A 12,137-nucleotide genomic window follows, 5' to 3' on the forward strand; every position below is an offset into this window, starting at 1 on the left:
GGCGAGGCGCCGAGTGAGGTGCTCGGCAAGACCGGGCCCGGCCGGCGCGCGGGGGTGCGGGCCGGCGGGGGTTCCTCGCGCAGACCCCCGCGCCCCCCGGGGCGAAAGGGCGCACGGCGTCCGTCGTGGACCCCCTGGCTCTATCTCGCGCCCGCCCTCGTGGTGCTCGGCGGGCTGCTCGTCTATCCGATCTACCAGCTCGGTCTGATCTCCTTCCTGGAGTACACCCAGGCGCAGGTCAGCGGCGGTGAACCGACCACCTTCAAGGGCTTCGGCAACTACAGCGAACTCTTCGGCGACGAACAGTTCTGGCAGGTGTTGCTCGCCACCCTCGTCTTCGCCGCCGCCTGTGTGGTGTCCACCCTCGGTGTCGGCTGCGCGCTGGCCGTGCTGCTCACCCGGGTGCGCGCGCTGCCCCGGCTCGCGCTGATGATGGCCGCGCTCGGCGCCTGGGCGACCCCGGCGGTCACCGGCTCCACCGTCTGGCTGCTGCTGTTCGACCCGGACTTCGGCCCGGTCAACCGGATCCTCGGCCTCGGCGACCACTCCTGGACGTACGGGCGCTACAGCGCCTTCTTCCTGGTGCTCCTCGAAGTCGTCTGGTGCTCCTTCCCGTTCGTGATGGTCACCGTCTACGCGGGGATCCGCGCGATCCCCACCGAGGTGCTGGAGGCCGCCTCCCTGGACGGCGCCTCGCAGTGGCGCATCTGGCGCTCGGTCATGGCGCCGATGCTCCGCCCGATCCTGGTGATCGTCACCATCCAGTCGGTGATCTGGGACTTCAAGGTCTTCACCCAGATCTACGTCATGACCAACGGCGGCGGCATCGCGGGCCAGAACCTGGTCCTGAACGTCTACGCCTACCAACAGGCGTTCGCGTCCTCGCAGTACAGCCTCGGCTCGGCGATCGGCGTCGTGATGCTGCTGATCCTGCTCGCCGTGACCCTGATCTATCTGCGGCTGCTGCGCCGCCAGGGGGAGGAACTGTGAGTGTCGTGCGTTCTCTGGTCCGGCGTCCGCGCCGTCCCTGGCGGCTGGCCGCCGAGGCATCCGCGCTGGTCATCGCCCTGGTCGTCGCCTTTCCGCTGTACTGGATGGTGCTGAGCGCCTTCAAACCGGCCGGTGAGATCGAGTCGACCGAGCCCCGGCCCTGGACCCTGGCCCCGTCGCTGGATTCCTTCCGGCGGGTGTTCGGGCAGCAGGAATTCGGGCGGTATTTCCTCAACAGCCTGCTCGTCGCGAGCTGTGTCGTCATCGCCTCGGCACTCATCGCGTTTCTCGCGGCGACCGCCGTCACCCGATTCAAGTTCCGTTTCCGGACCACCGTGATGATCATGTTCCTGGTGGCCCAGATGGTGCCTATCGAGGCGCTCACCATCCCGCTGTTCTTCCTCATGCGGGACTTCGGCCAGCTGAACACGCTGGGCGCGCTGATCCTGCCGCACATCGCCTTCTCGCTGCCCTTCGCCGTGTGGATGCTCAGAGGGTTTGTGAAAGCGGTGCCGGAGGCGCTGGAGGAGGCCGCGTATCTGGACGGGGCGAGCCGCTCGCGATTCATGTGGCAGATCCTTTTCCCCCTGGTCTTCCCGGGCCTCGTGGCCACCAGTGTGTTCTCCTTCATCTCGACCTGGAACGACTTCCTGTTCGCCCGCTCCTTCATCATCAGCGACACCTCCCAGTCGACCCTTCCGATGGCTCTGCTGGTCTTCTACAAACCCGACGATCCCGACTGGGGAGGAGTGATGGCGGCCTCCACCGTGATGACCATTCCGGTGCTGGTCTTCTTCGTACTGGTGCAGCGCCGGCTGGTGTCCGGACTCGGCGGAGCGGTCAAGGACTGACGCCGTGTGACTCCTGACGCGACTTCCGATCCGGCGCCTGACGTGACTTCCGATCCGGCGCCTGACGTGACTTCCGATCCGACTTCCTACTTCCTGTCCGGCTTCCGATCCGACATCTGATCCGACTTCTGACCCCACTTCTGGCCCCACTTCTATGGATGGGATTTCCGTGAGTAAGACTTCGGTGGGCGGGACCTCTCCCGCCACAGGCGCTCCGAACGCGACGCCGGGCGGTACGACTTCGGCGGCGGAGCTGATTCCCGCGCCGCTGCGGGTGACGGCGGACGGGGACGGATTCTTGGTACTGGGACCGGAGACGGCGCTGGTCGCCGGCGCGGGGACCGGGACCACGGAACGCTGGCTGCGCTCGCAGCTGGGCGCCGCGACCGGTCTGCCCTTCTCCCCGGCGAGCGCGGACCCGGACCGGGCCGCCCATGCCGTACGGCTCGGTCTGGACCCCTCGATCGCCGCCGAACTCGGCGCCGAGGGCTACCGTCTGGATGTCACCCCGGACGGCGTGAACCTGGTGGGCGGCGATCCCGCCGGGCTTTTCCGGGGTGCCCAGACCCTGCGGCAACTGCTCGGCCCGGACGCCTTCCGGCGTGCCCCGCTGCCGGGCCGTGAGTGGCGGCTCCCGTACACCCGTATCGAGGACGCGCCACGATTCGCTTGGCGCGGCATGATGCTGGACGTGGCCCGGCACTTCATGCCCAAGGAAGGCGTGCTGCGCTATCTCGACCTGCTGGCCGCGCACAAACTCAACGTCTTCCACTTCCATCTGACGGACGACCAGGGCTGGCGCGTCGAGATCAAGCGCTACCCCAGGCTGACCGAGGTGGCCTCCTGGCGCTCACGCACCAAATGGGGGCACCGCGCCTCTGAGCTGTGGGAGGACCGGCCGCACGGCGGCTTCTACACCCAGGACGACATCCGCGAGATCGTGGCCTACGCCGCCGAGCGGCATATCACCGTCGTCCCGGAAATCGACATCCCGGGGCACTCGCAGGCCGCCATCTCGGCGTATCCGGAACTCGGCAACGCGGACGTCACCGACACCACCTCCCTCTCGGTCTGGGACACCTGGGGCGTCTCTGAAAACGTACTCGCCCCCACTGACAGCGCCCTGCGCTTCTACGAAGGGGTGCTCGAGGAACTGCTGGAACTGTTCCCCGGCGAGTTCATCCACGTCGGCGGCGACGAATGCCCGAAGGAGCAGTGGCGCCGCTCGCCGCTCGCCCAGGCCCGGATCGCGGAACTCGGGCTGAAGGACGAGGACGAGTTGCAGTCCTGGTTCATCCGGCACTTCGACACCTGGCTCGCCGAGCGGGGCCGCCGCCTCGTCGGCTGGGACGAGATCCTGGAGGGTGGCCTCGCCGCGGGCGCCACCGTCTCCTCCTGGCGCGGCTACGGGGGCGGGATCGCCGCCGCCCGCGCGGGCCACGATGTCGTCATGTGCCCCGAGCAGCAGGTGTATCTGGACCACCGTCAGGACGGCGGACCGGACGAGCCGGTGCCGATCGGATTCGTGCGCACCCTGGAGAACGTCTACCGATTCGAGCCGGTTCCCGCGGAACTGACGGAGGACGAGGCCCGGCATGTGCTCGGCACCCAGGCCAACGTCTGGTCCGAGGTGATGGAGAACTCCGCCCGCGTCGACTACCAGGTCTTCCCCCGGCTCGCCGCCTTCGCCGAGGTGGCCTGGAGCGCCCTGCCCGCCCCGGCCGAGCGGGACTTCGCCGGTTTCGAGCGCCGGATGACCGCCCACTACGGGCGACTTGACGCCCTCGGCGTCGCCTACCGGCCCCCGACGGGCCCGAAGCCGTGGCAGATGCGGCCGGGCGTGCTGGGACGGCCGATCGACGGGGAGCCGCCCCAGCGGTGAGGTGAGGTGAAACGGGCGGGTGGGAATGCTTGCTCCCGCCCGCCCTCTCCCGTTCCCGAACGGATACCTGACGTTCCCGAACAGATGCCTCCTGTTCACGAACAGGTGCCTGAAAAGATTATGGAAAAAACTCCCAAGAGTCATCGAAGAGTGCCAATTGCCGCGCGTGGGTGATGCCGTGTGAAAACGGACCATCTCCTCGATGAGGTGGGCGAATGCCTCCTAGCGGACCCCCGCGTTCGTGCCCTGCGAAGATGTGCCAGAGTTGCCACGTCCGCCCTGTCGGCACGTACCGTACGGCGCACAGGCGGGAACAGGTGGGGACAGCGGGAAGGGGCAGCCGGTTTGACCACGCACGCACCGCAGGCGGCGCAGTCCGTGACGCTGCCCACGACGCTGGACGAGGCCGTCGCGGCCCTCACCGCCCTGCCCGCCGCCGTGCCCGTGGCGGGCGGCACCGACCTCATGACCGCCGTCAACTCCGGCCAGCTCCGCCCGGCCGCGCTGGTCGGCCTCGGCCGGATCAGCGAGATCCGCGGCTGGCAGTACCAGGACGGCCACGCCCTGCTCGGCGCCGGACTCACCCACGCGCGCATGGGCCGCCCCGACTTCGCCGCCCTCATCCCCGCGCTCGCCGCCGCCGCCCGCGCGGCGGGCCCCCCGCACATCCGCAACGCCGGCACCCTCGGCGGCAACATCGCCTCCGCCTCGCCGACCGGCGACGCGCTGCCCGTGCTCGCCGCCCTGGAGGCCACCCTGGTCATCGCCGGGCCCGGCGGCACCCGCCGGGAGATCCCGGTGTCCCATCTGCTGGCCGGCGTGGCGATGCTCCGCGCGGGAGAACTCATCGGCTTCGTGCGCGTGCCGCTGCTGCACGCGCCGCAGGTCTTCCTCAAGGCCACGGCGCGCACCGGCCCCGGGCGCGCCGTCGCCTCCGTCGCCCTGGTCCTCGACCCGGCCCGGCGCGGCGTACGGTGCGCCGTCGGCGCCATAGCGCCGATGCCGCTGCGCCCGCTGGACGCCGAGCAGTGGGTCGCCCGGCTCATCGACTGGGACAACGACCGCGCGCTCGTCCCCGAGGCGCTGAGCGCCTTCGGCGAGTACGTGGCCGCCGCCTGCATCCCCGACCCGGCCCCGGCCGAGGACGGCTCCGTACCGCAGCTTCCGCCCGCCGTACTGCATCTGCGGCGATCCGTCGCCGCGCTGGCCCGACGAGCACTGGGGAGGGCACTGTCATGACCGACGACCAGCACGGAGAGGGCGTGCCCCAGGGCGGTGGCCGCTGGGACCCGCTGCCCCAGGGCGAGTACGACGACGGCGCCACCGCCTTCGTCAAGCTCCCCGAGGGCGGCATCGACGCGCTCATGGCGGCCTCCGACAGCCCGCTCGCCGCGCCCGGCCACGGCTATGTGCCGCCGCCCATCGCGGTCACGCCCGCCCCGCCGGCGGCCACCGACCCGTCCGCCACCGGCACCTGGACCAACCTCGCGGCCACGCCCCCCGACGGCACCCAGTGGCAGTCCCTGGACACGGGGCATCAGGGCGGGGTCCAGCACCCCGGCGATCCGCGCGGGGGCGACCCGCGCGGGGTCGGTGCGCACGGCGGAGGCCCGTCGGGTGCCGGTCCGTATGGCGGAGGTCCGCAGGGTTCCGGTCCGCAGGGTGCCGGTTCGCACGGCGGCGCGCTGGGGGACCGCTTCTCGTACCACCCGGGTGCCACCGGGCAGTGGAACTTCCAGGAGGTCACCGCGCCGGAGGCGTCCGTCCCGGCGCCGGGCCACGATGTGACCGGCCAGTGGTCGATCCCCGTCGCCAACGGCGACCTTCCGGACGAGTCGGGCGAGTTCACCACGTCGACGCTGGTCGAGCAGTGGGGCGGAACGCCGCCGCCGACGCTCCCCGGCGGCGCCGCCGCGCCCTGGGCGACGGAAGGTGCGGGGCAGGTCTGGGCTCCGGCCACCGACACGCCCGCGCGGGGAACTCCGGCTGCTGGAGCGCCACATGGCGTGCCCGGCGTGTCCGGCCCGGCCGGGGCGCCCGGTGCGTCCGCCGCTGGGGCCGCGCCTGCCGGGGAGGGCGGGACCGTCCCGGGGGGCAGGGCCGCCGCCTCTGCCAGGGACTTCTCGGACACCGTGGCCTTGCGCGTGGCGGTGCCTCCGGGCATGGCCGGGCCCTCGGTCGGGGCGGCCGGGCCCTCGGTTGAGGCCGCGTCCCCGGTCGAGGTCTCGTCTCCGGTCGAGGCCGGGGCGCCCGCCGAGGTCGCGTCTCCCGTGGAGGCGCCGCCCGCCGCCCCCGACGTCCACGAGGCGCCCGCCGCGCCTCAGGGGGCCGGTGAGGCGCGAGGTGTCACCCCGGATGCCGGCGAGGCTCCCGGGGCCGCTGAGGGCCCCACAGGGCCTGTCGTGAGGGCTTTCGTGGCCTCGGGGCCGACCCCGCCGCCCGCGGACGCCCAGACGGCCGTACAGCCCGCTGCCGAGGCCGCCCCCGACGGCACGGACGCCTCCGGCGTCCCCGATGCCTCCGACGCCTTCGACGACGCCAACCAGCCCGAGGACGAGGACGATTCCGGCACGCCGGACGCGCCCGGCGTGCCCGCTGAGCCCGCTGAGGCTCCGGCGCCCTCGCACGACGACCACCCCGTCGCCTCGTACGTGCTCCGCGTGAACAGCGCCGACCGGCCCGTCACCGGCGCCTGGATCGGCGAGTCGCTGCTGTACGTGCTGCGTGAGCGGCTCGGTCTCGCGGGCGCCAAGGACGGCTGCTCGCAGGGCGAGTGCGGGGCCTGCAACGTCCAGGTCGACGGCCGCCTCGTCGCCTCCTGCCTGGTGCCCGCGGTCACCGCGGCCGGCAGCGAGGTGCGCACCGTCGAGGGCCTGGCCACCGACGGACAGCCCTCCGACGTGCAGCGCGCGCTCGCCAGGTGCGGTGCGGTGCAGTGCGGTTTCTGCGTGCCCGGCATGGCGATGACCGTGCACGACCTGCTGGAGGGCAACCCGGCGCCGACCGAGCTGGAGACCCGCCAGGCGCTCTGCGGCAACCTGTGCCGCTGCTCCGGCTACCGGGCCGTCGTGGACGCCGTGCAGGAGGTCGCCGCCGAGCGCTCCGCCGGCGCCGCCGAGTCCGCCGAACACGGCGGCGACGAGCCGCGTATTCCTCACCAGGCGGGCCCCGGGGCCGGCGGGATCAACCCGTCGGCGTTCGACCCGCCCCGGGGCCAGGGCCATGACCGGGCCTTCGGAACCGGAACCGGACCGGGACAGGACGGAGGCCAGGCGTGAGCAACGAAGCCGCCACGGCGACCACCGCGGAGGCCGTCCCCACCGCCGAGCCGATCCCGCACGGCATCGGCGCGTCGCTGCCCGCCGCCGACGCGCGCGCGAAGACCGAGGGCACCTTCCCCTACGCGGCCGACCTGTGGGCCGAGGGCCTGCTCTGGGCGGCCGTGCTGCGCTCCCCGCACCCGCGCGCGCGCATCGTGTCCATCGACGTGTCCCACGCGCGCGAGATGCCCGGCGTACGGGCCGTGATCACCCACGAGGACGTGCCGGGCGTGGCGCTGCACGGCCGCGGCAGAGCCGACCGCCCGGTGTTCGCCTCCGAGGTGGTCCGCCACCACGGCGAGCCCATCGCCGCCGTCGCCGCCGACCACCCCGACACCGCGCGGATGGCCGCCGCCGCCGTCATCGTCGAGTACGAGGTGCTCGACCCGGTGACCGACCCCGAGCGGGCGTTCGAGGCCGAGCCGCTGCACCCCGACGGCAACCTCATCCGCCACATCCCGCTGCGCCACGGCGATCCGGACGTCAACGGCGAGATCGTCGTCGAGGGCCTGTACCGCATCGGCCGCCAGGACCCCGCGCCCATCGGCGCCGAGGCGGGCCTGGCCGTGCCCCGGCCGGACGGCGGCGTGGAGCTGTACCTCGCCTCCACCGACCCGCACACCGACCGCGACACCGCCGCCGCCTGCTACGGCCTCGAACCCGAGCGCGTGAAGATCGTCGTCACCGGGGTGCCCGGCGCCACCGCCGACCGCGAGGACCAGGGCTTCCAGCTGCCGCTCGGCCTGCTCGCGCTCAGGACCGGCTGCCCGGTGAAACTCACCGCCACGCGCGAGGAGTCCTTCCTGGGCCACGTCCACCGCCACCCCACCCTGCTGCGCTACCGCCACCACGCGGACGCCGACGGCAAGCTGGTCAAGGTCGAGGCCCAGATCCTGCTCGACGCGGGCGCCTACGCGGACACCTCGGCGGAGACCCTCGCCGCCGCCGTGTCCTTCGCGTGCGGCCCCTATGTCGTCCCCAACGCCTTCATCGAGGGCTGGGCCGTGCGCACCAACAACCCGCCCTCCGGCCATGCCCGGGGCGAGGGCGCGATGCAGGTGTGCGCCGCCTATGAGGCGCAGATGGACAAGCTCGCCAAGAAGCTCGGCGTCGAACCGGCCGAACTGCGGCTGCGCAATGTCCTCGCCACCGGCGACATCCTGCCCATCGGCCAGACCGTGACCTGCCCGGCACCGGTCGCCGAACTCCTCCAGGCGGTACGCGACTTCCCGCTGCCCGCGCTGCCCAAGGACACGCCCGAGGACGAGTGGCTGCTGCCCGGCGGCCCCGAGGGCGCGGGCGAGCCGGGCGCGGTGCGCCGGGGCGTGGGCTACGGCCTGGGCATGGTGCACATGCTGGGCGGCGAGGGCGCCGACGAGGTCTCCACGGCGACCGTGAAGGTCCAGGACGGGGTCGCCACGGTCCTGTGCGCGGCCGTCGAGACCGGCCAGGGCTTCACCACCCTCGCCCGGCAGATCGTCCAGGAGACGCTCGGCGTCGAAGAGGTCCATGTGGCGCCGGTCGACACCGACCAGCCGCCCGCCGGAGCGGGCTGCCGGGGCCGCCACACCTGGGTCTCCGGCGGCGCGGTGGAACGGGCCGCGAAAATGGTCCGTACGCAGCTGTTGCAGCCCCTGGCGCACAAGTTCGGCATGTCGACCGAGCTGCTCCAGATCGCCGACGGCAAGATCACGTCGTACGACGGGGTGCTCTCCACGACCGTCGCCGAGGCGCTGGACGGCAAGGAGCTGTGGGCCACCGCGCAGTGCCGCCCGCATCCGACCGAGCCGCTCGACGAGCACGGCCAGGGCGACGCCTTCGTCGGGCTCGCCTTCTGCGCCATCCGCGCGGTGGTGGACGTGGACATCGAACTGGGCTCGGTACGGGTGGTGGAGCTGGCGGTCGCCCAGGACGTCGGCCGGGTGCTCAACCCGGCGCAGCTCGCCGCGCGCATCGAGGCCGGGGTCACCCAGGGCGTGGGCATCGCGCTCACCGAGAACCTGCGCACCCCGCGCGGCGTGATCCGGCACCCCGATCTGACCGGCTACGCCCTGCCGACGGCGCTGGACGCCCCGGACATCAGGATCGTGAAGCTGGTCGAGGAGCGGGACGTGGTCGCGCCGTTCGGCGCCAAGCCGGTCAGCGCGGCGCCGGTCGTCGCCTCCCCGGCGGCGGTCGCGTCGGCGGTACGGGCGGCGACGGGCCGGGCGGTGAACCGGCTGCCGATCCGGCCGCAGGCCGCGGTGGTCACCGGGCAGTAGGCGGTCACCGGCGGTAGGTGGTCGGCGGCGGGCATCGGTGGTCGCCGGGCAGACGGTGGTCGGTGGTCAGGTCAGCGGGTGGTCACCCGGCGGCAGGTGGTCCGCGGGCTGTGACCGCCGGGCGGCCCGTGCTGCCGCGGGCCGTCGCCCGGTGCCGGTGCCGGTGCCGGAGAAAATCATGGGGGACGGGACAACCGCCGGGCCCGTTCCGACGTCTGAGGGAGTGGCCGGGTGGGGTGCCGCCGGCCGGACGTGGCGTTCGCGGGCCGAGTGGGCGGGCCGGGCCGGGCGTGACGGCCGGTATCGACGGAGCCGTTGCCCCGGCCGGGTGGGTGAGGTCCGTGCCGAGAATCGCGTTTGTGCAGGTCGGAGCGCATTGTCAGTGGCAGCGCGTAGTGTTTCGGGCAGTGGGGACGGCCGCGGGATCGGGCGGGCGGACCGACCCCTGACAACCATGCACGGGGGACGAATGAGCATGACCGGTGCCGTCACCGCGGCGATCACCCTGACCGAGCACGACCTGGATCCCTACATCACGCACGCGCCCACCCGCCACTGGCTGACGGGTCCCGGACTGCCGTGCGTGAGCGATCTGCTGACCTTCGAGCAGCTGCGCAGGGACGGACTGCGGACGGTCGCCGACACCACCGGCGACCCCGGGATCCTCGCGGCGGAGCTGCGCGACCGCCTGGTGATAGGCGGGCTGCTCACCCCCGAGGGCGGGGCGGCCGAGTCGGTGCTGCTCGACGGCGCGACGGGCGCGGTCATGACCGCGTACTTCCCCTACGACCGCCCGCACGCGGGGGACACCCGCCCGCTGGCGCCCTCCCTGCGCGCGCTGGTCACCTTCGCGGCGGCGACGGAGGAACTGGCGGATCTGCGCGGCCGGTTCGCGGCCTATGCCGGGCGCCATGGCACCAAGGCCGCGCAGGAGGCGTCGCGGCAGCTCCTGGCGGTGTTCGAGGAAGGCACGGACGGCGCGGTGCCGCCGTACTGGAAGATGGCGGCGCTGATCCGGCCGCTGGCCCTGGTCGCCGGTCCCGGCACCCGGTCCGGGCTGACCCTGGACCTGCCGCCGCGGCTGCTGGACCGCGAGTTCGGGCCCGGCCGGCTCGCGCGCTTCGAGGACATGGACTTCCCGTCCACGCTCACGCACGAGCCGACCCGCCGCTTCCTGCGCGAGACGGGCCTCCCGGAGGACGGCACGCTGCTCACGTTCGACTCGGACGTCCAGCTGCCGACCCTCGCCGAGCACTACGCGGAGGACGGCGGGAGCGGGTCGCGCAGAGGCGAACTCCCGCCGCGGGCGGCCCATCTGATCCGCCTCGGGCGCCTCGTGGACGACCACGCCCTGCTGGTGGACGGCGCGACGGGCGAGATCCTGGCCTGGAGCGAGCGGGAGACGACCCTGCGCTCGCTCAACACGGACGTCTCCACGCTCGCCTTCACCCTCTGGCTGCTGCGCCGCGAGCGGGCCATCGACCGCGAGCTGTCGCACGAGCTGACGACGGACGCCTACGACCAGCTCGCGGCCACGATGATCCGGGTCCTCAGAGCCGTCGACCCGGCGGGCTCCCCCCACCACCCGGTGGACTGGCACTACTGGACCCGACTGCTCCAGGACGAGGCGGCCGGGGTCCTCTGACCGCGGCGGTCGGCACCGGCTCAGCCCTCCCGTGGCTCAGCGGCTCACAGCGGGACGCCGATCGCGCTGAAGGTCGTGTCGGGGGCCGGGGGAGTGGTCAAGCGGGCGTTCACCACATAGAGGCGGTCGCGGTGGAGGGCGGCGGTGGTGGGGACGTCGTAGCGCGGGTCGGTGACGGTGCGCTTCAGGACGGCGGTGCCGATCGCGGCGTCGAGATCGAGGACGCTGACCTGGTTGAGCCGGTTCTGGACGACGTAGAGGGTGCGGCCGATCCGCAGCAGGCCGTCGCCGTAGGTGAGGGCGTCGACGCCGCTGAGGGTGATCTCGACGGCCTCGCCGGTGGCCAGGGGTACGCGGTAGAGCTTGCCGCCGTTGACGACGATCAGTGCCGTGCGATCGGGGGTGCCGACCAGGCCGTTGGCGCCGATCCCGTTGGCAGGCTGCACCCAGTCGCCGCCGATCGGCAGCTCGCGGATGTCCCCGGTGCCGCCGCGCGGGACACCGTAGAGGACGGCGTCGTAGGAGTCGGTGAACCAGGCGTGATCGCCGAGGAGGGCGATGTCGTTGATGAAGTGGCCGCTCGGGTCGGTCAGCTGGTGGTGGGCGACGAGCCGGCCGGTACCGGAGTCCACGACGCGTGCGGCGCCTCCGGTGGACCCGGAGGAGAGATACAGCAGGCCGTCGTGGTCCACCTTCAGCCCGTTGGTGGTGGTGCCGGTCTCGCCCGCGTACACGACGCTGCCCGTGCCGGTGCGCAGATCGGCCCTGTACACGGCTCCGTCGGCGCGGGAGCCGAAGTACGCGTACGGCCCGGCGCCGATGGCGATGCCCTCGGGCAGGAAGCCGTTGGGCAGCGCGATCTCGGTGGGCCAGTCGGCGGTGGACGAGGACGACGACGTGGATGACGGGGACGTGGGGGACGTGGGGGAGGGGGATGCGGGGGCGGCGGTCGCCGAGCCGGCGCCGATGCCGCCGGTGAGGGCGGCCAGGGCGGTGGCGCCGATCACGGCACGACGACTGGGGAGGGGATGCTTCCGGGACAAGGCTCGGCCTCCGAGGCGAGTGAGGTGGGGCTCATCGAGGCCCCGACACAACCACCCGATGCTGAGAGTGGGCTGAGAGCCGGTGGCCCTCGTGCGATGGCCCCGGGGCTGCCGGGAACGAGGCGGGGCCAGGCCGGTCCGTGGC

At 73.0% G+C, this 12,137-nt stretch carries 8 protein-coding genes; 7 read left to right on the forward strand and 1 reads right to left on the reverse strand.

The features are described from left to right. The first annotated feature begins 18 nt into the window (after positions 1–18). From ACFXAZ_RS28985 to ACFXAZ_RS29015, 7 genes are all read left to right on the forward strand, one after another. A complete protein-coding gene (locus ACFXAZ_RS28985) occupies positions 19–990 on the forward strand; it encodes a carbohydrate ABC transporter permease (protein WP_384597182.1) in 972 nt (323 codons plus the stop codon). Continuing rightward, a complete protein-coding gene (locus ACFXAZ_RS28990; protein ID WP_382681278.1) occupies positions 987–1,841 on the forward strand; it encodes a carbohydrate ABC transporter permease in 855 nt (284 codons plus the stop codon). The genes ACFXAZ_RS28985 and ACFXAZ_RS28990 overlap by 4 nt, the downstream gene beginning before the upstream one ends. A gap of 253 nt (positions 1,842–2,094) precedes the next feature. Continuing rightward, positions 2,095–3,723: a beta-N-acetylhexosaminidase gene (locus ACFXAZ_RS28995; protein WP_384597184.1), complete on the forward strand. Its 1,629-nt coding sequence runs from the start codon at positions 2,095–2,097 to the stop codon at positions 3,721–3,723. A gap of 345 nt (positions 3,724–4,068) precedes the next feature. Continuing rightward, positions 4,069–4,962 carry an FAD binding domain-containing protein gene (locus tag ACFXAZ_RS29000; protein ID WP_384597170.1) on the forward strand — a complete coding sequence of 298 codons (894 nt, stop codon included), beginning with the start codon at positions 4,069–4,071 and terminating at the stop codon, positions 4,960–4,962. After that, positions 4,959–7,001, forward strand: a complete 2,043-nt coding sequence (locus ACFXAZ_RS29005) for a 2Fe-2S iron-sulfur cluster-binding protein (RefSeq protein WP_384597172.1) — start codon at positions 4,959–4,961, stop codon at positions 6,999–7,001. Before ACFXAZ_RS29000 ends, ACFXAZ_RS29005 begins: the two co-directional genes overlap by 4 nt. Then, entirely contained in the window at positions 6,998–9,304 is a 2,307-nt protein-coding gene (locus ACFXAZ_RS29010) for a xanthine dehydrogenase family protein molybdopterin-binding subunit (protein WP_384597174.1), read from the forward strand. The genes ACFXAZ_RS29005 and ACFXAZ_RS29010 overlap by 4 nt, the downstream gene beginning before the upstream one ends. Before the next feature lie 469 nt (positions 9,305–9,773). Then, on the forward strand, positions 9,774–10,949 hold the full coding sequence (locus ACFXAZ_RS29015) for an SUKH-4 family immunity protein (RefSeq protein ID WP_384597176.1): 1,176 nt from the start codon (positions 9,774–9,776) through the stop codon (positions 10,947–10,949). A 44-nt stretch (positions 10,950–10,993) separates the two neighbouring features. On the opposite strand, the gene ACFXAZ_RS29020 is transcribed toward ACFXAZ_RS29015, so the two are convergent. Continuing rightward, positions 10,994–11,956 (reverse strand): SMP-30/gluconolactonase/LRE family protein, encoded by a 963-nt coding sequence (locus ACFXAZ_RS29020; protein ID WP_384597178.1) that lies wholly within the window; start codon positions 11,954–11,956, stop codon positions 10,994–10,996. Between the last annotated feature and the right edge of the window lie 181 nt (positions 11,957–12,137).

The sequence above is a fragment of the Streptomyces sp. NPDC059477 genome (assembly GCF_042749375.1).
GTDB lineage: Bacteria > Actinomycetota > Actinomycetes > Streptomycetales > Streptomycetaceae > Streptomyces.

What these genes read in the sequence shown, in the direction of transcription:
- ACFXAZ_RS29015 (WP_384597176.1), top strand. Translation starts at nt 9,774, where the DNA reads ATGAGCATGACCGGTGCCGTCACCGCGGCGATCACCCTGACCGAGCAC.
- ACFXAZ_RS29005 (WP_384597172.1), top strand. Translation starts at nt 4,959, where the DNA reads ATGACCGACGACCAGCACGGAGAGGGCGTGCCCCAGGGCGGTGGCCGC.